The sequence below is a fragment of the uncultured Maribacter sp. genome, assembly GCF_963975365.1.
Lineage (GTDB): Bacteria > Bacteroidota > Bacteroidia > Flavobacteriales > Flavobacteriaceae > Maribacter.
The window spans coordinates 12275-32613 of sequence record NZ_CAXBGF010000003.1; the positions used below are offsets into that span (position 1 = coordinate 12275).

The window sequence follows — 20339 nt, forward strand, 5'->3', positions numbered from 1 at the left end:
TAAATTATGAATAAAATATGTTAAAAATAGTACCTTTTAATACATAGTACTGTAACAAAATGAATTTATCGTCGTCTAGTTAGTATAAGAAAATTATTAATCATCAATTAAAATAAATATTATGAGAACTTTCATAAGTAATACACTGACAGAATCAAGAAGAAATACCTTCTTTTCAAATTTCAAGAATAGCAAGAGGGTGCAATGGGTAACCTCTAGAAACCATACCCATTAAAACAGCAATTAAAAACAATCATTAATCTTTCGGCTAATCACCGATATAAAAACGAACGTCATGAGAACTTTCATAAGTAATACACCGACAGAATCAAGAAGAAATACCTTCTTTTCAAATTTCAAGAATAGCAAGAGGGTGCAATGGGTAACCTCTAGAAACCATACCCATTAAAACAGCAATTAAAAACAATCATTAATCTTTCGGCTAATCACCGATATAAAAACGAACGTCATGAGAACTTTCATCAGAAATACACCGACAGAATCAAGAAGAAATACATTCTTTTCAAATTTCAAGAATAGTAAGAGGGTGCAATGGGTAACCTCTAGAAACCATACCCATTAAAACAGCAATTAAAAACAATCATTAATCTTTCGGCTAATCACCGATATAAAAACGAACGTCATGAGAACTTTCATCAGAAATACACCGACAGAATCAAGAAGAAATACATTCTTTTCAAATTTCAAGAATAGTAAGAGGGTGCAATGGGTAGCTGCAAGAAATTATACGCATTAAACCATAATACAAACAAAATTGGGCGTCATCCTAATAGCAACTCAAAATATTGCTGCAAATTTATGTAAGTAAAAAGAGGATTAGGATTAGGATTAGGATTAGGAAACAACACTATAAGTTTCTAATACTTGATAAAAAAGGATAAGATTCAATAATCTTATCCTTTCTCTTTACTATCTAAATTATATTTTTTTGAATTTATTAGTCTTTAAGGTTAATTTCTTCTTCTACACCATTTGGATATGTTAGCATAGCTACATCATCACAACTACCATCTCCAAAATCAACATTTATAGAAAGTCCATTTTTTGATACATTCATATCACCACTAGAAATATAGCTACAGCTAATATCACTGATCAAAGAAGAATTAATTGTAACATTATAGGTGTTTCCTTCATAAACAACTGTCCAAGTACCATCGATACTATAGCTAAATGTTTCATCAAATGTTATTGTAGTAGATTTGGTTCCGCTATCAGATATGATAGAACCGTCCTCCATTTCTATCATCATTTCACTTGTAACTTCAAAAGTGATAGAATTTTGGTCTGTGTTTGTACTAAAAACATATGACCTTGAACCATTAATTTTAGTTTCTCCAACATAAAAATCAACATAGCTTGCAGTAAACGCACCCTCTTCTCCTTGTAGGTCATACGTAACGGTCAATGTTCCATGTACGTTTTCCGTTCCGTTTAAGACGCAATTATTAAACGTTGCTGTGTAACCAGTTTCTGAATATACAGCGCTATAGCATTCTTCACTCGTAGATTTTCCATTAGAATTTTGATTCGAAAATAAATTGTACAATGCAATATCAACACCGCCCGTTTTATTATCGGTTTCTAATATGGCTTTTAATTCCGTTTGTGTAAAAACAATTTCTTCATTATTGCGCTCATCATTACTACAACTATATGCTATAAAAAGCACTGGTAAGAAAAAGCATAGTTTTTTAAAAATCAATTTTAAATTATTCATATTAACTGCTTATAGGGTTGAGCCCTATAAACGAAAAAAAGACTTTTTAAGTATTGACCTTGATAAATTTAACAACAGCATAAGACAATAATTATATCTATTTTATACTAAAATATTTATAATTAAAGTTTTTATCGTATACGATATATTATATTTGATTATGCTAATAAAGGTAAATTTAAGGGACCAAGTACGTGATTATCTATTATCCGAAATGATCACTGGAAATCTAAGAACTGGCAAAACCATTAATTTAGCTGCGCTTTCAAGAGATTTAAATATAAGTGTTACACCTATTAGAGAGGCATTAACACAGTTACAGCAAGCACATATTTTAAAGGCCGTACCCAATAGAGGTTTTATTATTCCTGAATTAGACGTTAAGGAAGCCGAAAATTTATATGGTTTAGTAGCCAATATAGAGGTAATGGCTATTGAAAATTCTGAGTTTAACGAAGAAGATTTAGCTAACTTAAGAAAACAGCAAGAGATTTTTGAAAATGCGAAAGACGCAATTACCAGAATTCAAGCAGATTTAGAGTTTCATAGGTTGCTTACCAAGGGGTATGAAAATGATTTGGCCCTTCAAATTTTAAATGATTTAAAAACACGTATTTTCTTTTATGAAAAAGCTTTTACGAATGATGATTCATTCTATAATAAATCTGACAACCAGCATGAATCAATAATTTCTGCAATAGCAGACGATAATGTACCAACTGCTTCGCTCCTATTAAAAATGAATTGGATGTTAATTTTAAATTATATTCAAAAGAAACTTACCGAATAAATTATCTATTCTAAATCCTTAATTAATTCTTCTGCAGAATTAGTGACTTTTTTATACCCTATATACCCCAATCTTGATACAAAATATACAAATGTCATGGCTATACCCATTGCTATATACTGCTCTATTTTAAGACTTATTAGAAAAACATCTTTATTCGATATAATTTTAGATGTAACAGGCACTATAAAGGATAGTCCGAAAAAACTAATACCAATTGCTAATTTTTGCAATTTTAAAAGGCTATTTTTTGTTTTTAAGAATTGACTTAAATTTTCTTTATAGGAACCTTTAGAAATGTCAATCATCTTCATTTTATTTAAGGTTTTTAATACGAGGACAGGTAGCACAATCAAAAATATAAGTGTTAAAAGGCCACAAATTTGCAAATACCACGTATCTAAGCTGTGAAATTTAATTAGCACTAATAATGCCAAACTAAAACATACAATTGCGCCTATAGTTTCATACGTACTTATCTTTTTAAATTTATTTTGATATTTTTCCTTAGTCATACTCAATATGATATCATCGGTTAATTTTTTTTGTTTTTTTAACTCAGTACTCATTTGTAACCAAGCAGCTTGTAATTCTTCTATTTCCATGATTTAATTTTTAGTCATGTTAGTTCTTAATTTCTTCTTTATTCTTGAAATACGTGTTCCTACATTACTAACTTGTAATCCTGTTATTAATGCTATTTCATTATAGCTTTTCCCTTCTAGTAGTAAAAAAATCAATCCTTTGTCAAGTGTGTTTAAATGATGCAAATATTTATAAAGAAGATGTAAACGCTCTTCATAAACTTCATCAATTGAATCAATTTGCTTTATAAGTACCTCAGCAATAGGCAACACATTTGGTCTTCTCTTTTTCTTTTTTAAGTGGGCTATAGCAGTATTCATGGCTACACGATACATCCAAGTAGTAATTTTAGAGTCTTGCCGAAATGAATCGAAGTATTTCCATAGTTGATAGACCACTTCTTGAAATAAGTCTTCTTGATCTAGATTGTTATCTGTATAAACAGAAGTTACCTTGTACAATAGTGCTTGGTGCTCCCGAATTAAATCAGTAAAGACTGTTTCTTTTGACATATTTAATCTACTGGTTTATCCATTAGTATATGGCAATTATATTTTGTCACACTTTTTGTATAAACTTTTTTACTTATAGTAAAAAATATATAACTCGAACAACATGAAGTATTTATATACGTTTAATTAAAAAATATTCTGATATGCAATTTTTAAACAAAGAGATTGAGGCATTGACTAAAAGAAAAAATACCCCAGCACTTGCTAAAAAGCAAGAATCATGCGGTATTTTTCAAGATATTAAAGATATTCCGGTCGTTGAAGAAACAGTTGTAATTAGAACGGTATAGTTCTAACTTTTAAAAAGCGAAGTATCTAAACCAGGAATTAGGTTCAACGCATTTTGATAATATAATTTTTTCAACACATCGTCAGGCAAATTTAGTCCGTACATAGACCAAAATGCATGGTATTTTTTATAATAAGGAAAGTATTCATCATTACTTTCTAAAACCCTAAAATAGGTTGGAAACTCTTCTGGTTTCCAACTATCCTTTCCAAAAAGCACTCTATCTTGATATTTAATAAAGAAAGCACTAGCATTCTGAGGTTGTCTACCCAATTCTGCTATAACTGCAGAGATACCTACATTCATATTAGGCATTTCATCTAATAGTTCCCCTAATTTTTTAAGATTATTAGCATGCCAACCCATATGGGCGTTAATAAATTTGGTATTCGGGTGCTTTTTAAACACATTATGTTGCTCTTGTATTATTTGCTCAAATGGTGCAGGATCAGTAGCCGTTCGCTTTCTACGAGGATGAGTCTTTAACTCTAACCAACGCTCATTTTCAGCGTCCATTTCATCCCAAAAAGATTTTGGATCGGCAGCATGTATTAATACTGGCACGCCCATTTCAGCACATTTTGCCCAAATAGGGTCTAATCTTGGATCGTCGATCGCTAAGCGTTTTCCATCCGAATCCTTATTTCTAAGACCTAGGCTTTTAAAAATCTTTAATCCCTTTGCTCCATTATTAATATCCTCTTCTAATTGTGCTGCGGCCTTTAAACCCCAATCCAAATCTTTAGCACCTTCAAAATCTATATTGGCAAATACTGCAAATCTATTTGGATAACTTTTATTAATGTTGTCTATTTTCTCTTTAAGACTTTCTCCTGAACCACCACTTAGATTGACCATTATAGCTTCGTTCATAACATCCATATCTACAATCAAATTATTTAGGGCCTCGACCGACATATCTCTTTGGTGACTATGAACATCTATAAAAGGAAACTTTGCACTTGTTATTTCTTCCCCTGGAACTACAAGTGTTGAAGTAGGATTATATTCTTCAAAACCCATTTCTTGTGCCATAACCTGTAGGTCAGTTAAAAGTAGTACTGCCATTACGATTACAAGTTGAAATTTACGTAGATTATTCATCATTCTTAATTTTGGTTTGTGTAATTAATTTATGGTACTCCTCTTCTGTATCGATATCAAGTTGTCGATTATGTGCATCTATAGAAACGATTTTTTTAATATTATTCTCCAAAATGTCCCTTGCTCCTTGATCTCCATTTAAACACTTTAATTCATTAAATAGGAATTGAGGAAATAATGCAGGTACTCCTACTCGTTTACCATAGTTTGTTGCCACTATTTTAGAGGTATCTTTTTTGAATTGCCGAATAATCGAATCAAAATACTCTGTAGTCAAAAGTGGTTGGTCTGCCAGACAGATTAAAATACCATCGAGGTCATAAAATTTTCTTAGTATTCCTTTTACACCTATAGCGATACTATTACCCAATCCTTCATCCCAATTGGGATTTATTATAACGTTTACCCCCAATTGATTTAGATTACACTCCCTTTCTATTCTTTCGGCATTTGAGCCTAATACCACAGAAACTGTTCTTGCTTTACTTTTTTGAACCGTATTAATGGTTTCCGTTAAAAAGTTGGAATTTTTCCAGGGTAGTAATTGTTTAACACCCTTCATCCGTCTAGACGCTCCCGCTGCCATTATTAGCACCACTACATGTAGATTTTCGTTCAATGAAAGATGCCTTTTATTTTAATTTTTAAGTATAATAAATCGATTAAGACTTACAAAAAATTATTGTAATTAACGTAATAACCAATGGAAATATAAGGTTTTTGACCATTTCAACATATTTGAAACATCTGCTTTAACAATCTTTAACATTAATTTTTTTAATCCCCATAATTTAAATAAACTTTGTCCGTTCTGCTAGTTGAACCTATAATTAATGAATATGAAATTTTTTTTAAAGACCCTAAGTGTGTTTTTTGTGCTGACGCTACTTGTTTCTTGTGGTAATGCTGATGATGATGTAAATCTAGATTTGAACACTGGTGATGGTCTAGGAAAGGGTCAGGAAGTAGATGATTGTTTAGGCTTAGAACAAGGTGATTTAGTTTTATCTATACAAGAACAGTTTACAACTCTACCAGGCAAGGTATCTGTATTCTTTAGAGTATCGGATACAAGTGGAAATCCTGTACCAGGTTTAACTGCAAATCAATTTACTATTTACGAACAAGGAAGAAATGATGATTGTTTTAAAACAATTTCAACTTCAGAGTCTTCTGCTCGTATTTCTCCAAATTCACAGATTTTTTCTAATAATACTCTATTAGTATTAGATTTAAGTAATAGTGTACTTAGCAGTAGCCTTGATGAATTAAAACTTGCATCTACTAGTTTTATTGATGCTGTAATGCCAACCACTTCTCAAGAATCTGTTAAAATGGCAATTTACTGGTTCGATGGTGAAGATAACTTACATTTATTAAATGAATTAACTCCGTCGAAATCTGAATTAATAGCAGCAATTGATGGTATTACTAATACTATTAGTAATGACCCATCTACCGATTTATATGGTGCCGTTATTAAGGCTACCGATATTGCTTCAGATTTAGTAAAAAAGTCCACTGCTGGTGGGAAAATTGGAGCTGCCTCTGTTGTAATCTTTACAGATGGTACTGACCAAGCTTCACGTTACACTGAAGATGCCGCATTAAAGAAGGTAAAAGAAGCAAATGCAAATATTTCATTCTTTAGTATAGGGTTAGGCGCTGAAATTGATACACAAGTATTAACTGCCATAGGTAAAACAGCAAGCGTATTTGCTCAAAACAAAGATGAGTTAGAAAGAACCTTTAGAGATATTTCTGAGAAAGTATCAGAAAGAGCTAACAGTTATTACTTATTCGAATACTGTAGCCCTAAACGTGATGGTAGTGGTGAAAACAATTTGGCTATCGAATTAAATACCGGTTCTAGACAAGGTGCAGTACAAACCAAGTTTAATGCAAGTGGGTTCACAGGCGGATGTGAATAATTATTATACTTTTAAAATATAGAAAGAAGCGTAAAAACGCTTCTTTTTTTTGTTTTACCATATAGGAAAATTGAAGCAATCTATATCTGAAGAGGGTGAAGGTATTAATGTAAGTATAGATAAGACAGTGGTTATGATTAATATTTCTGATGAATTATTATTCAACACCGCTAGCTACAATGTTAGCAGCAAGGCAAATAACATTTTGAAGAAATTATCTGAAGTTATCAAGTCTGAGCCAAGCATGGAAGTTATGGTAGAGGGTCATACAGATTCTAGAACTATCAACCCACCTATGGTTATTGATAACTGGGATTTAAATGTAAAGCGTGCAACGACTATTGTTCGTAAATTACAGAAAGAATATGGTGTTGATCCTTCTCAATTAATTGCCTCAGGCAGAAGTAGTTCTTTACCTTTAGTAGAGAATGATTCTAAAGAGAACATGGCTATGAATAGAAGAACAAAAATTATTATTCTGCCAAACTTGGATAAATTCTTTGCACCTTTAGATGCAGAAGATAATTTATAAGAATCTCGATTCTAAAATTAAAAGAGGACGCAAATGCTCCCCCCTTTTTTATGCTTAAAATTTTAAAGTTATCACTTATAAATCATGCTGTTTGGTACTTCTATAGATGCTGTTTTTAAGTCTATTAAAAAACCATTGATTACAGCATATTCGACAGTACCATCCTTTTCTAAAAAAAATGTAGGGTTTATTCCTGGCTCTAATTTAAACTCTTGTATTTTATATTTAGGTCCAATTAAATGAACAGGAAAGGGAGAGTTAATTTCATTACTAGGTATGGTGGTCATCCTTACAAAGCCATAACCTCGTTTTAATAAATCATTAAAATTTAATGCCTTTACTTCTGCTAGCGTATTTAAAATTTTCGGATATGCCTTAGCCTCTTTAATCGTAAAGGCCGAAGCATCTAAGGTTTCATATCCATAATAGGTAGAAAGGTCACCTTGGTCTAAAATACGACTGCTATACCAAAATGATTTATGTTCAGGATAATCTACTTCAACTTGATTTATTCCTAAATCAATAATGTAGTTATTGCCCATTAAATTATAATTGGCATTCATAATTTTAAGGTCAAATAATTTTCTGTCGTTTTCTGGAATCTTTTCATATTCCTCAATTGAAATAGCTTCGTAAGATTTTTTAGCGATGGTATAAATTGCTGATAAAATTGACGTATAATTCAATTTTCTTATTTCTTGTTTTTCAATATCCTCAGGGTATCCACCAGATTCAATAAGTATGGTACTTGTACCCCATTTTTGAATATTATCACCGAATGCTCTTGGCTCGAAATCATCATTATATCGACCAACCTGACCTGGAGCATATTTCTGAAGAATATCATTCATAAAAACGATGATTTTCATAGCATTACCACGTGTTTCATTAATGTCCTTTTCATAATTATAGGCTGGTGCCAAATAAGATATAGTTGCTGGCTTGTCGGTGCGTTCAGCATTATAGTATGTACTTTGATCATGTAAGTTAAATCCGAAATCAGCATCGAGACTATCACGAACTCTTTTTAAGGTTTTAGATTCTGGTGATTGTAATCGCAATGCATCTCTATTGATATCAATTCCTAATAAGTTTCTACGTTGATAAAGCTCTGCCCCATCAGGATTTAGCATGGGTAGAAAATGCACCGTTAAATTGGCTAAAATCGCTTCTTTTTCAACCTTAAAATCTGGACTATTAAAGAAATTTAGAATATCGAAAATAGCTTGAGTAGCTGTAGGTTCATCGCCATGCATTTGAGACCACAGAAAAACATTTGTTTTTCCTGAACCAATACTAATTAGACTCAAGTCTTTACCCCCAATAGATTTACCAACCGTTGCTACTTTGAACTTTATATTAGAAGAATATTTTTCTATTAAGGGTTGTATATCAGCTCTCTTAATACGTCTTTTACCAATCGATGTTTCTTTATAATTCTCGTAGGTGTCATATAACTGTGATGTTAAATCTGTTGATTGACTCATTCCAATCAAAGAGAATGAACATATTATGGCAAGCACTATTTGCTTCATGGCCTATTCTATTTAAGTTGTAATTAATTTTCTGAAGGATTTTTAGGCAATTCTTTAAATTCCAAATTCTTCACGGCCTTTCTAACTTTGAACATAAAATCTGGTCCTGGGTCCGTTTTTTTGGTACGGTAACCATCATCTTTCTCTAGCCATAAAGGATGATTTTCAAAAAGAGTATACTCGTAATGTCCAATTAAATAATCTATATCATACTTATCCTTAAGATATTTCACCAACCAGATATTAGATTTCAACTGTGCTTTTGTTAATGGCAAATCGTCTGTACCGCCAACATTTTCAACACCAATGGCACAGTGATTAAGACCAATAACATGACGCGCCATAGTAGTTTCTGGCAAAAGTCTATAAATGGTACCGTCTCGGTCAACCAAAAATTGAGAGGATACGTTTAGACCACTTACATCTTTAATATCTGGCCTCCAATTTGGCAAACTAGCAGGATTGAATGCTTCGAAAGATTTTTCAAAAGTAGGAATGACGGTCCAATGTAAAACTATCATTTTAGGAATAATCTGAGGAGTTTCTTGCTCTAAGCCATATCTATTCTCAAGATATTCTAAGGTTAATATTTTCCGTTCATCATTAAAAGTAATAGGTTGTTCTATAATCGTTTTTGTAGTTGTACATGAAACGAATAGTATAATTAGCAAAAAATAATATGAAATGATTCTCATTGATCGATATTTATAAACTATCCTTTAATACAGCATATTTAATAGTTATTTTTCTTCTTCCCCATTCTTTAGCTTTATTGACATTCTCTCCCATGTAGATATCAATTCTGTTCTTCCATCTAGAATGCATTTTATCCTTTACGAGATATACCCCTTCGAAAGTGTCAATTTTGACCATGGTATTGTAAACAAGTCCTTTGTTTAACAAATCTCGAGATACGGCAATCCATTTTAAACCAGGCTTTATTGAATCTCCATATGCTGTAATACCTGGGTGCTCATAGGATGTTTGATATGGGATTGAATTATAAGCTGTAGCAATAACTTGTAAAGGAGCCCAATCATATTTTTCATCTAAGCTTTTATCTACACAGCAAATTACCGTTAAGCTTATGAATAGTATGATTATCCTTTTTACCATACCTACTAATGTAGTTTATTTTCTAAAATTAAAAGATCAGTATAACTTTCGCTCCAGGCCTCTTCCAATTCTTTAGGCACAGGGGTGAATGAATAAGTTAATGCACTTAAAACAATATCTTGGTCACCATCACCATCAATATCTGCCGAATCCATTAAGAACCATCTAGCCATTTTAGTATCTGCTAAATGCTGTTGTCTAAAGGTGTAATTATCACTGTTTTCATTCTCTAAATACACAAAATTGTATTCAGGGTGATTTTCGTAATCAGGAAAAGTAGCCAAGAGCGTAAAATCCAAATCTCCATCCTGATCAAAATCTTTAGCAATTACTCGAGTTGCTCCATTTAATGGGTGAAAAAAAGTTTCTTTAAAGTTATTCTGGCCATCATTTAAATGAATACGCATTCCATGATAAGGCTTACTCACATATGATTCATCTGCATTGTCACCGTTAACCGTAATTATATCATCATAACCATCGCCATTATAATCTACCAGTTCAAACCAACTAGAGCCATATACAGGACTAAACCTAATTACTTTTTCAACGTCAAATTCCAAATTTTCTTTCTGATACAAAATATAGACCGCTTCATCACCTTGTGCAGCTAAAACGACTAAATCATTTTTACCATCGGCATTCATATCTTTTGTTATCACCCTTAGTGTTCCTGGAATGTTCAAAATAGATTTTTCCTTATAAAAACCATAAGAATTTTTTTCGAGCAACGTCAACTTTCCTTGCAAGTCCCCAAATTCGCTTACCACTATCTCTTCTGTTCCATTTTTATCAAGATCTATATAAAGGGTATGAACAGGTCGATGTAGAGAATCCATTATCGACGCTGAGGTATTATTATGCTTTAATATTATTTTACCACTCGGAATTTCAGAAGGCACTAATAAACCCATACTTGTTACATAAGTACTATCACCAATAATCATTGCATCTGTAATTGCACGATTAAAATACCCTTTAAGTTTATTCTCTTTCGTTATCAAATCAAAAGATGCTAGTTCACCTTTTCTTGTGCCTGTTAAAATGGTACTGTTTGCTGTATCGATTTTTAAAAAGGTGTACAAACTTCCAACGGCACTATCCAAAGAAATAGGATTACTGTTAAACTGAGATAGTGGTAAACTTTTTATACTGTCATTTTTGCTGGCAATATTATCAGGTGCCAAGTCAATAATATAGTTTTTTAAAAGCTCCCAATCATCTGCCTCAATAATTGGCTTACTAGGAAAGATACCCGTTTTTATTATGGCCATCTGTTCAGGAAAAGATAGATTATGATAGGGGTGGTTTTCCGTTGTTAAAATACCCATGCGCGCCGCCATTGCAGGTAGCACATTATTTTCCCAAATATCTTTCGGTAAATCTTGAATATCCGGCGCTATATGACAACTAGCACAATAATTTTCATATAAAACAACTTCTCTTTGACGATTTTCTGTAGCACATGAAACAAATAGGAACAAAAAAGATATATAAAAAACTGTTTTCAAATTCATCGTTATTATAATGATTTACTTATTATTTAATAAGATTGAAAGATACCTATACCATTAAAATCTTGCAAGTGATAAATGAAGGCTTTTCTTTAAATTTGCAGGACTATGAATAAAGAAAAAAAACCAGATAATGTTGTATTCAATGAAGAAACCCAAGAATATCATGGAAAGTTATCACCCTTTGCGACAGGTGTATCTGCTCCAAAAATAACTCCGCCAGATGTTACTTCATGGAAAAACACACATATTGTAAGTGCAAACAATCAATTTAAAGCTGAATACGAAGCACTTCAAAAAGCGTATAAAAAATTGATGGACAATTTTGAATACAATAATTTAGTGTACAGTGCCAAATTTAGTTTTGAGCCTATTGTAGGCAAAGAATACCATTTATATAAAGCTAAAGATGAAAGCACATTTCTGTCTTTGATTTTACCGCAAGAATGTAATTTTAACCATATAGGCAGTTTTATACTTAGCGCAGATAAAACGTGGAAGAAATTATAGTAAAGTACAGGTATTTAATTGACAGGGCCTGTTCTAAAAACGAATCTCATTACATTTAAAAAAATAAAAAAAATCGCAGTATAAATGAGGAAAATTAAATTGCTTCTAGGTATTGCTTTGGTCGGGATTATTATAACCGCATATTTCAACTATCCAAAGTTAAACCTAATGTCGGGGTTTGCCTCTAAAAATATGGCTTCTAGCGTATATATTGCAGATAGAGACCCAGTAGATATTATCCTGAACGATAATGATATGCCATTAGTAAATTTGTCTAACTGTACAGTTTCTGAAGCTGATGAATCAGCTAAAGCCACAGTATACGGACTCATGCCAAGAACCGCTGTGTACAAAGAAGGCGTTGGTGCTGTACTTACTAACAAAGAGTTTTCCAAACATAATTTTGAACTTATTCCCAATAGATTTATAACAAAGGATAGCTTGCCTTTCCCATATGGTAACAACGGAGTTACGGACACCATTTTAGAAAACGTGGATTATGATAAGTTAGAAGTGGCTTTCTCTAATGCCTTTAAAGATACGGAGCAAAAAACCAGGACCCTATTAGTAGTGCACAAAAATCAGATTATTGGGGAACGTTACATTCGTGGAATTACTAAGGATACCCCAATATTAGGGTGGTCTATGACCAAAAGTATTCTATCTACCCTTTATGGGATTTTAGAATATCAAGGTAAAATCGATATGAATTACAAACCTTTTACTGACGAAATTCTGACGAAGAATTTAAAATCTAACATCACACTTAACAATTTACTACGTATGCAAAGTGGGTTATCTTGGGATGAAAATTATTTTAAAATATCTGATGTTACCCGTATGCTTTTCTTGGATTCTGATATGACCTTGGCACAAAAAAACAAAGAAGTAATAGCAACTCCGACAGAAATTTGGAATTATTCATCTGGCACTTCTAATTTACTTTCCGGTATCCTCCGCGGGCAGTTTAAAAACCATCAAGCATATTTAGATTTTCCTTATCAATCACTATTTGATAAAATAGGAATGAACTCCGCGCTTTTAGAAACCGATTTGGTTGGTAATTATGTTTTATCTTCTTATGGATGGGCTACTACACGAGATTGGGCTAAATTCGGGATCCTATATCTAAACAAAGGAAATTGGAACGGAGAACGTATATTTTCTGAATCATGGGTAGACTATGTTACAAGACCTACACAAAACTCTGATGGAACGTATGGTGCACATTTTTGGTTGAATTCAGAAGGTAAGTATCCCGATATTTCTCGTGAGGTATACTCCGCAAATGGTTTTCTAGGGCAACGCATTTTTATTATTCCTTCTAAAGAACTTGTCGTGGTACGTACAGGTTTAAAAGAGCAGACAGATAATCAGTTCAATACCTTATTGAAAGAAATTATTCAATCTATTCGATGAATGGGTTGAAATTTTAATCATTTTAAAGCAATACTACATTTTTACCGTTATACACCACATATTTCTCTTGCATGGCAACAATAGTTTCTAGAAACTATGCATCCTCTATATCTTTACAGTGTTATTAAAAACGAATTAAATTTTTTTCATTTTCATATAGTGTTCTCGTAAAAGAGTCTGTTCTTCGCCGATCGGACTCTTTTTAGTTTATGCCTATTTTATTTTAAGTGTTCGGTTTATAGTATTATTTAGTTGGTACTAAATCACCAACAACAAACCTCGAATTTAAGGGAGCCAATTATCCTTCCCGAATTTTGGTTTACGTTTTTCAAGAAAAGCATTTCTACCTTCTTTGGCTTCTTCGGTCATATACGCTAATCGAGTTGCTTCACCAGCAAAAACCTGCTGGCCAACCATGCCATCATCTGTAAGGTTCATTGAGAATTTCAACATTTTAATAGAAATAGGAGATTTCTCCAAAACCTCTTGTGCCCATTGAAAAGCTGTGTCCTCTAACTGATTATGTGGAACAACGGCATTCACCATTCCCATATCAAAAGCATCTTGTGCAGAATAGTTTCTTCCTAAAAAGAAAATCTCACGCGCTTTCTTCTGTCCTACCATTTTAGCCAGGTATGCAGAACCATAACCGCCGTCAAAACTGGTAACATCGGCATCTGTCTGTTTAAAAATCGCATGTTCTTTGCTGGCCAATGTCATATCACAAACTACATGAAGACTATGTCCACCTCCTACTGCCCATCCTGGAACCACAGCAATCACCACTTTAGGCATAAAACGTATCATACGTTGAACCTCTAAAATATTTAATCTATGTTGACCATCTTGCCCAACATATCCCTTTTCTCCCCTAGCCTTTTGATCACCACCACTACAAAAAGACCATATCCCGTCTTTAGTTGATGGCCCTTCGGCTGAAAGTAATACCACACCAATAGATGTATCTTCTTGTGCATCATAAAATGCCTTTATCAATTCACTGGTAGTGTGAGGTCTAAATGCGTTACGAACGTTTGGTCTATTAAATGCGATTCGTGCCACGCCATCGCATTTTTTATAGGTTATATCTTCAAATTCAATGGCCGTTTGCCAGTTAGGTGATTTCATAATTTCTAACGATTCAATTGTGGCATAAAGATAAGGGTTCAATTACCAGCTTACCAAATATGCAAACTAATCAAGTAATGCGCTAGACAAAATTCATTCACTCAAATGAGTTACTTATCAATGTATAGGAAATAGTGTTTCAATGCAATTTCATATAAGTTTATGCCATTAATTAGTACTTTAAGTATGAATCGAATTCTCTTCTCTTTTTTAAAAACAACTCGCCAATTTCTGGCAGATATATTAAATCAATATAACACCACATTACCTTTTATAATTATCAGAATTATTGCATTAGTTGTGGTTGTTGGAGGTATAAATTGTTTATATAACTTAATGAAACTTTGAAAAAAGATGTTTTGCCACCTATGAAACCCATATAACAGATTATATTATTTCCTACAGAAATCCTAGGCTTACCAAGTATTTTAAGTTTGTAACCGATGCTGACGAATTTAGTGGCTATCTCGTTGTTCTGACTATTTTTTGATTGTTTCCTTAATGGTTTTTGAACGATGGAAATATGTGTTGCAGGCCACATTGGTATTGGCTTTGGCCACAGTGTCCAACATGATGCTGAAACGGTTTATTCATAGCACTAGACCGCGAATTGAGTATTTGGTTTCAGTGGAGACATTAAGTTACCCTAGTGGCCACGCCATGGGCGCCATGGCCAACTATGTCTTTTTAATATTTATGCTCTATAAGTTCAAAATGAATAAAGTACCTAACTTTGCTCTTATTTTCTTGGTGGTATTGCCTATTTTACGTTTTGGAATAAGTTGGATTTATTAAGGGGTTCATATCCTATCCGATATTGCCGGAGACTTTATTGCTGGATTTATATAGGTTGTTTTCTGTCTACCTATTTTCGATTTAATAGAGCTGTTTTGAAGAGACCCTAGAACATAATACTATAATATTAAAAGTATGAAAAAGAACAAAATAGCCTTGATTACCGGTGGTAGTCGTGGATTAGGGAAAAATATGGCTCTTAGATTGGCGGAAAAAGAGATTGATGTAATTATCACCTACAACAGTAATAGCCATGCTGCTGAGGAAGTGGTAGAACATATTAACGGCCAAGGGCAAAAAGCGAAAGCATTTCAATTAGATACCACGAACATTGCGGCATTCAATGCCTTTTTTAATGAGTTGTCCGATTATTTGTCCGCAACCTATAAAGATGCCCATTTTGATTATTTAATTAATAACGCGGGCACGGGCATTTACAAGCCATTTTTAGACACTACGGAGACCGATTTTGATGAAATGATGAACATTCATATAAAAGGGGTTTACTTTTTGACCCAAAAGGCCGTTCCGTTTTTAAATGATGGTGGTGGCATCATAAATATTTCCTCCGGATTGGCTCGTTTTTCATTGCCAGGCTCTTCCGCCTATGGTAGCATGAAAGGTGCTGTGGAAACCTTTACCAAGTATTTGGCAAAAGAATTGGGCAGCAGAAAAATAAGAGCCAATGTAGTGGCACCAGGGGCCGTTGCGACCGACTTTGGCGGTGGCGAGAATAAGGACAATAATAAAAAACGTACGCTAATTTCCAATAATACCGCATTAGGCCGCGTAGGCGAACCCGATGATATTGGCGGTATCGTTGCCTTTTTATGTACCGATGATGCCAAATGGATCAATGGACAGCGCATTGAAGTTTCTGGAGGTATGATGCTTTAAAATTTTGAATACGATTACCTTAATTATTTAATTAAATGATTATCGTAAACTGTAAAGGGTTTCTGTACTTATATTCTTATAAGGATGTTAAAATAAAACGTAAGAAATATAATAACTAATACGACGTAAATTCCGAATTACACTAGTGTTACTTTTAGTTATAATGAATACGATTTTTTCCTTTTCCCAATACAGATGGACGGAAGGGGAACTAACATTAAAGAACGGGAAAAATTATCGGGTGAAATGCGCATACTGGTGGTCTCAAAGGATTTATTGGCTTTTGGCGGTAAATACAAAGTTAGGTTTAGAAATAAATAAAAAGGGACTAAAAGTACCTATGATAAGGAACAAGTACATCTAATTACATTTAATATTCCAGATTCTGGAATTGCTTATTTTACCTATGTACCAGTATCAGAAAATAAAAAAGAAATTTTTTTATTGTTACAACTGGGCCGGTTACCCTTTATGGCAGGGCGGTTAAAATGACCCATAATTCCCAGTTTATAATGAGCATTTACCAATTGAACGAATTTTTAGTCAAACGTGATGAAGAGGTATTTGCCTCTCCCTTAGAAACAGCACGACCTTCTAAATCTTACAGATCAAGTGCCTTGCGCTATTTCCATGATTGCTCCACCTTAGTTTCCAAACTGAACCAAAAATTATATAACAAAGAGGATAAATTTACCCTGGTGGAAGAATATAATAGTTGTAAACACTAAAAATGCATACTTTCCAGGAACTTAACAACATCATTAAGAAATAAATATTTTGGGTCTATCGGATTATGTGTGTTAGAACAGAAAATTTCCGAAATTTATTTATCCAATAGTTTTCTGTTGCAAATTTATAAGAGTTGAATTAAAAACTATTTCTGCTTTACTTACGTCTTACAATTAATATTAGAATGTTCTAAATTATTATTTTGGAAACGTGAAATCCTAAACATACTCCAATACTCCTCAGGTTCGTCATAGGTACCATGAAGATTATACTTTTGTTTGGAATTAAAAGATAAAAATAGAGCGGAAGCGCCGCTATGGAACTGGTTATATTAAAGCCTTACGTTGATTCTATGGATGTATTATGCAGACTCTTTACTATAATGTATGTCTATTAAGAATAAATTTAAAACAGTTAAAAAATAGCGAACCCCAGACTTGCATCAAGCTAGTGTCAATAGTTCTTTTTTAATCCCACTAACAAAGTACATCTTTACTTTACCTCTATTCTTTGCTTCTATTTCGCCGCGATATTCGCAATGAAAATCTGATTTTATAAGTTCATACGTGCTTTGGGAAATATTTATCCTTCCCGGTTCTGACATAGTTTCCATTCGCGAGGCAACATTTACCGTATCTCCCCAGATATCATAGGCGAATTTTTTAGTGCCGACCACACCCGCTACAACCGGACCTGTATTGATTCCAATACGGATGTCAAAATTCAAGGAACAAGCCTGATCGTCATGTTTTGTATCAAATACAAATTGTGCTATTTCGGTTGCTGCCATGATCATTTTCTGTGGGTGGGTTTCTTCCGATCCATGCAGACCTCCGGCACACATATAAGCATCGCCAATGGTCTTGATTTTTTCCAATCCGTGTTTTTCGACAATAGCATCGAACTTGGAAAAGTAAAATCCGATGGTCTCGACCAAAGCCTCCGGTGAGAGCTTTTCCGAATAACTGGTAAAACCCTTAAAATCGGTAAACAATACCGTAACCGCGTCGTGTTTTTTGGCTTTTACCTTACCATGCTCCTTTAGTTCCCGAGCAGTTTCTTCGGGTAGAATATTGAGCAATAAATTATCGGAACGATCCCGTTCATGCTCAATGATTTGTTTAGTTTTCCGTATAAACCTATTGCGTCGAAACAAACCAACAGCAAGAAGACCAATCAAAAATAAAGCAATGGCCGTCGCAATCGCTATTGTACGCTGGTTTTCTTCCCTTTGTTCCGCAAGATCTACTTCTATTTGCTTTTGGGAAACTTCGAAGTCAGTACGCTGATCCGCCATTTGTTGTACTCTTTCAATATTTAATAAACTGTCCCTATAGGTGATATGGTCTTTATAATATTTATAGGAAATTACAGGTTTGCCTATAATCTCAAAAAGTTCTGAAAGTTTAAGGTTAGCGTCAGAAATCTGCTCCTTTAAGCCATACTGTTCTGCGAGTGTAAGACTTCTTTGTGCATAATCAATTGCAGTTTGGTGCTCTTTTTTTTCCAAATAGATATCGGCCATATATATAAGATAAACACAGATGGGATGATAATCGCCAGATTTTTGTAAGATTAGTATGGCTTCATTGATGTTCTTTTCAGCAAGATTGTTTTTACCCGTATGGGCATATACCATCCCTATATTACCTAGGTTATAAGCCTTTCCAGTAACATAATTGACCTGTTCAAAAAGTGCTCCAGATTCATTGAAGTATGCTAAGGCCGAATCGTATTTTTTATTGGCAAGCAGCGCATCACCTGCATTTAAAACAAAAGATGCCAAAGCCACAGTGTCTTTGGTATTACGTAGTTTAGCGATAGCTTTTCCATAATAAAGCATTGCGTTAGTATGATTGTCAGAAATTGAATAGATGTCTGCAATGGCCCCATAAGCGCTACCTTCAGCGGAAATCAATTTCTCTTTCTTTGCGACTTCTGCGCTTTTAAAATAAGAAGCTACAGCCTCTTCTAAATCCCCCAAAAATTGATTTGAGTTTCCTTTTTGAAAATACCCATGATACAGGTATTCATTGTTATTATATTGGCTAGCCAGTAGTATCAATTCCTCCGCATAATTCAATCTTTTAGAATAATCATTTACTTCATTAAAGGATAGCTTCCTAAGCAACTCCATTTTTGCCTTACCTATCAATGAATCTGACAAGTAAATGTCTACCAAGCTATCAGCGAAACGTTGGTCTTGGGTTCTTGCAATTTGCCCAATAATTAAAAAAAAGCCTATTAGAAAACAGACTTTTTTTATTTTAATAATCATTGTTGCGTTTGTGGATTAACTTTAATTTTAGGATCAATTTGGAATTGTTGACCTGTACCATTCACTTTAAAGAATATTGTATAGGTTTCATTTTCACCACCAGTACCTGCTTGCACTGTACCAGTAACTGTTTCAGGATTACCAATACCTTGCAAAATACCATTACCGCCAAATACATTTGAACTACCCGGAACATTTTCCTTTTTGACCTGGGTTATATCAATAACATTTGAAGATGGTGGCGTTGTTTCGCCTCGCCAAATAACTGTATCACCAACATTTACACTTCGTAAAAAATTTTCATTTGTGGTTTGCGACTTATCCTGTCCAAAACTACAATACGTATCGACCGTTTGGGTAGTAAGGGTTGTCGCATAATCTGCGTCAACGTAAAGGGTTATTGTAGGTATCAATTTCCAAAGAAACCCATTAGGGTCACCATCGGTAAGGGGGTATTGCCAAACCTTTTTATCGCTAGGTAACGCACCCCAACTACCTGCCAACAAACCAAATCCGCTGACTTTGTTTATTATGTTTCCTTGGTCGTTAATGCTCCATAGAAATCCGTCAGGGTCATAGTTACCGTTCGTATTGCCATCGGTAAGTGCATATTGCCACATTGCTCTATCGCTAGGCACTTTTCCCCAGCTGCCAGCCAATAAAAACATACCGCTAACCTTATTAACGATTTTATAATAACCATTATTATCAGATACAAACTGCCATAAAAATCCGTCGGGATCATAGTAACCATTGCCAATATCGTCGGTTAGCGCATACTGCCATACCAGTTTATCGGTAGGGACTTTGCCCCAGCTACCGGCCAATAAGAACATTCCGCTAACTTGGTTTTCAATTCTGTAAAACCCTGTTGTATCAATCATAGTTAGATAATTTAGATTAGTACTAATTTTATACCAATGAATATAGATTA

The 20339-nt window shown here is 33.7% G+C and carries 19 protein-coding genes and 1 pseudogene; 8 read left to right on the forward strand and 12 right to left on the reverse strand.

All coding sequences use genetic code 11. The annotated features are described in order from the left end of the window. Positions 1-958: 958 nt before the first annotated feature. Entirely contained in the window at positions 959-1741 is a 783-nt protein-coding gene (locus AACZ49_RS04740) for a hypothetical protein (RefSeq protein ID WP_339652232.1), read from the reverse strand. A gap of 160 nt (positions 1742-1901) precedes the next feature. Between AACZ49_RS04740 and AACZ49_RS04745 the strand changes: the two genes are divergently transcribed. Beyond that, positions 1902-2531: a GntR family transcriptional regulator gene (locus tag AACZ49_RS04745; RefSeq protein WP_339652233.1), complete on the forward strand. Its 630-nt coding sequence runs from the start codon at positions 1902-1904 to the stop codon at positions 2529-2531. A gap of 5 nt (positions 2532-2536) precedes the next feature. Here the strand turns inward: AACZ49_RS04745 and AACZ49_RS04750 are convergent, their stop codons facing one another. Together AACZ49_RS04750 and AACZ49_RS04755 are read right to left on the reverse strand one after the other, a co-directional pair. Next, positions 2537-3136, reverse strand: coding sequence for a hypothetical protein (locus AACZ49_RS04750; protein ID WP_339652234.1), 600 nt, complete (start codon positions 3134-3136; stop codon positions 2537-2539). Positions 3137-3139: 3 nt separating this feature from the next. Next, entirely contained in the window at positions 3140-3628 is a 489-nt protein-coding gene (locus AACZ49_RS04755; RefSeq protein WP_339652235.1) for a sigma-70 family RNA polymerase sigma factor, read from the reverse strand. 143 nt (positions 3629-3771) lie between these two features. Between AACZ49_RS04755 and AACZ49_RS04760 the strand changes: the two genes are divergently transcribed. Further along, positions 3772-3918 (forward strand): hypothetical protein, encoded by a 147-nt coding sequence (locus tag AACZ49_RS04760; protein WP_339652236.1) that lies wholly within the window; start codon positions 3772-3774, stop codon positions 3916-3918. Between the two features lie 2 nt (positions 3919-3920). Here AACZ49_RS04760 and AACZ49_RS04765 read toward each other — a convergent pair whose 3' ends face one another. Both AACZ49_RS04765 and AACZ49_RS04770 read right to left on the reverse strand, forming a co-directional pair. Further along, positions 3921-5024, reverse strand: coding sequence for an amidohydrolase family protein (locus AACZ49_RS04765; protein WP_339652237.1), 1104 nt, complete (start codon positions 5022-5024; stop codon positions 3921-3923). Beyond that, positions 5014-5640, reverse strand: a complete 627-nt coding sequence (locus tag AACZ49_RS04770) for a nucleotidyltransferase family protein (protein ID WP_339652238.1) — start codon at positions 5638-5640, stop codon at positions 5014-5016. Before AACZ49_RS04770 ends, AACZ49_RS04765 begins: the two co-directional genes overlap by 11 nt. Positions 5641-5860: 220 nt before the next feature. Between AACZ49_RS04770 and AACZ49_RS04775 the strand changes: the two genes are divergently transcribed. Together AACZ49_RS04775 and AACZ49_RS04780 are read left to right on the forward strand one after the other, a co-directional pair. Beyond that, on the forward strand, positions 5861-6952 hold the full coding sequence (locus AACZ49_RS04775; RefSeq protein ID WP_339652239.1) for a VWA domain-containing protein: 1092 nt from the start codon (positions 5861-5863) through the stop codon (positions 6950-6952). 103 nt (positions 6953-7055) lie between these two features. Next, positions 7056-7484 (forward strand): annotated as a pseudogene (locus AACZ49_RS04780) (OmpA family protein); the annotation flags it as partial. A 71-nt stretch (positions 7485-7555) separates the two neighbouring features. On the opposite strand, the gene AACZ49_RS04785 reads toward AACZ49_RS04780, so the two are convergent. From AACZ49_RS04785 to AACZ49_RS04800, 4 genes are read right to left on the reverse strand one after another with little or no spacing between them, the layout of a single operon-like run. Beyond that, positions 7556-9019 (reverse strand): M14 metallopeptidase family protein, encoded by a 1464-nt coding sequence (locus AACZ49_RS04785; protein ID WP_339652240.1) that lies wholly within the window; start codon positions 9017-9019, stop codon positions 7556-7558. Positions 9020-9042: 23 nt separating this feature from the next. Continuing rightward, positions 9043-9714 (reverse strand): peptidoglycan recognition family protein, encoded by a 672-nt coding sequence (locus tag AACZ49_RS04790; RefSeq protein ID WP_339652241.1) that lies wholly within the window; start codon positions 9712-9714, stop codon positions 9043-9045. A gap of 10 nt (positions 9715-9724) precedes the next feature. Then, positions 9725-10135 carry a hypothetical protein gene (locus AACZ49_RS04795; protein ID WP_339652243.1) on the reverse strand — a complete coding sequence of 137 codons (411 nt, stop codon included), beginning with the start codon at positions 10133-10135 and terminating at the stop codon, positions 9725-9727. Positions 10136-10140: 5 nt separating this feature from the next. Further along, complete coding sequence (locus AACZ49_RS04800) at positions 10141-11646, reverse strand: VCBS repeat-containing protein (protein ID WP_339652244.1); 1506 nt, start codon at positions 11644-11646, stop codon at positions 10141-10143. Between the two features lie 111 nt (positions 11647-11757). On the opposite strand from AACZ49_RS04800, the gene AACZ49_RS04805 reads away from it, so the two are divergent. Together AACZ49_RS04805 and AACZ49_RS04810 are read left to right on the forward strand one after the other, a co-directional pair. Further along, complete coding sequence (locus tag AACZ49_RS04805; RefSeq protein WP_339652246.1) at positions 11758-12159, forward strand: DUF2452 domain-containing protein; 402 nt, start codon at positions 11758-11760, stop codon at positions 12157-12159. A gap of 84 nt (positions 12160-12243) precedes the next feature. Beyond that, on the forward strand, positions 12244-13578 hold the full coding sequence (locus AACZ49_RS04810; RefSeq protein ID WP_339652247.1) for a serine hydrolase: 1335 nt from the start codon (positions 12244-12246) through the stop codon (positions 13576-13578). 285 nt (positions 13579-13863) lie between these two features. Here the strand turns inward: AACZ49_RS04810 and AACZ49_RS04815 are convergent, their stop codons facing one another. Next, positions 13864-14706, reverse strand: coding sequence for a 1,4-dihydroxy-2-naphthoyl-CoA synthase (locus tag AACZ49_RS04815; protein WP_339652249.1), 843 nt, complete (start codon positions 14704-14706; stop codon positions 13864-13866). 501 nt (positions 14707-15207) lie between these two features. Here AACZ49_RS04815 and AACZ49_RS04820 point away from each other — a divergent pair. Together AACZ49_RS04820 and AACZ49_RS04825 are read left to right on the forward strand one after the other, a co-directional pair. Further along, positions 15208-15501, forward strand: coding sequence for a phosphatase PAP2 family protein (locus AACZ49_RS04820; protein ID WP_339652251.1), 294 nt, complete (start codon positions 15208-15210; stop codon positions 15499-15501). A 135-nt stretch (positions 15502-15636) separates the two neighbouring features. Further along, a complete protein-coding gene (locus tag AACZ49_RS04825) occupies positions 15637-16398 on the forward strand; it encodes an SDR family oxidoreductase (protein WP_339652253.1) in 762 nt (253 codons plus the stop codon). A gap of 1171 nt (positions 16399-17569) precedes the next feature. Here AACZ49_RS04825 and AACZ49_RS04830 read toward each other — a convergent pair. Both AACZ49_RS04830 and AACZ49_RS04835 read right to left on the reverse strand, forming a co-directional pair. After that, positions 17570-19405: an adenylate/guanylate cyclase domain-containing protein gene (locus AACZ49_RS04830; RefSeq protein WP_339652254.1), complete on the reverse strand. Its 1836-nt coding sequence runs from the start codon at positions 19403-19405 to the stop codon at positions 17570-17572. Then, the gene (locus tag AACZ49_RS04835; RefSeq protein WP_339652255.1) at positions 19402-20289 is read right to left on the reverse strand and encodes an RICIN domain-containing protein; all 888 of its coding nucleotides are present in this window, start codon (positions 20287-20289) and stop codon (positions 19402-19404) included. The genes AACZ49_RS04830 and AACZ49_RS04835 overlap by 4 nt, the downstream gene beginning before the upstream one ends. Positions 20290-20339: the final 50 nt, after the last annotated feature.

Excerpts from the sequence above, each read along its gene's own strand:
- AACZ49_RS04740 (WP_339652232.1), bottom strand. The coding sequence starts at position 1,741 with ATGAATAATTTAAAATTGATTTTTAAAAAACTATGCTTTTTCTTACCA.
- AACZ49_RS04745 (WP_339652233.1), top strand. The coding sequence starts at position 1,902 with ATGCTAATAAAGGTAAATTTAAGGGACCAAGTACGTGATTATCTATTA.
- AACZ49_RS04750 (WP_339652234.1), bottom strand. The coding sequence starts at position 3,136 with ATGGAAATAGAAGAATTACAAGCTGCTTGGTTACAAATGAGTACTGAG.
- AACZ49_RS04755 (WP_339652235.1), bottom strand. The coding sequence starts at position 3,628 with ATGTCAAAAGAAACAGTCTTTACTGATTTAATTCGGGAGCACCAAGCA.
- AACZ49_RS04760 (WP_339652236.1), top strand. The coding sequence starts at position 3,772 with ATGCAATTTTTAAACAAAGAGATTGAGGCATTGACTAAAAGAAAAAAT.
- AACZ49_RS04765 (WP_339652237.1), bottom strand. The coding sequence starts at position 5,024 with ATGATGAATAATCTACGTAAATTTCAACTTGTAATCGTAATGGCAGTA.
- AACZ49_RS04775 (WP_339652239.1), top strand. The coding sequence starts at position 5,861 with ATGAAATTTTTTTTAAAGACCCTAAGTGTGTTTTTTGTGCTGACGCTA.
- AACZ49_RS04785 (WP_339652240.1), bottom strand. The coding sequence starts at position 9,019 with ATGAAGCAAATAGTGCTTGCCATAATATGTTCATTCTCTTTGATTGGA.
- AACZ49_RS04790 (WP_339652241.1), bottom strand. The coding sequence starts at position 9,714 with ATGAGAATCATTTCATATTATTTTTTGCTAATTATACTATTCGTTTCA.
- AACZ49_RS04795 (WP_339652243.1), bottom strand. The coding sequence starts at position 10,135 with ATGGTAAAAAGGATAATCATACTATTCATAAGCTTAACGGTAATTTGC.
- AACZ49_RS04805 (WP_339652246.1), top strand. The coding sequence starts at position 11,758 with ATGAATAAAGAAAAAAAACCAGATAATGTTGTATTCAATGAAGAAACC.
- AACZ49_RS04810 (WP_339652247.1), top strand. The coding sequence starts at position 12,244 with ATGAGGAAAATTAAATTGCTTCTAGGTATTGCTTTGGTCGGGATTATT.
- AACZ49_RS04815 (WP_339652249.1), bottom strand. The coding sequence starts at position 14,706 with ATGAAATCACCTAACTGGCAAACGGCCATTGAATTTGAAGATATAACC.
- AACZ49_RS04820 (WP_339652251.1), top strand. The coding sequence starts at position 15,208 with ATGGTTTTTGAACGATGGAAATATGTGTTGCAGGCCACATTGGTATTG.
- AACZ49_RS04825 (WP_339652253.1), top strand. The coding sequence starts at position 15,637 with ATGAAAAAGAACAAAATAGCCTTGATTACCGGTGGTAGTCGTGGATTA.
- AACZ49_RS04830 (WP_339652254.1), bottom strand. The coding sequence starts at position 19,405 with ATGATTATTAAAATAAAAAAAGTCTGTTTTCTAATAGGCTTTTTTTTA.
- AACZ49_RS04835 (WP_339652255.1), bottom strand. The coding sequence starts at position 20,289 with ATGATTGATACAACAGGGTTTTACAGAATTGAAAACCAAGTTAGCGGA.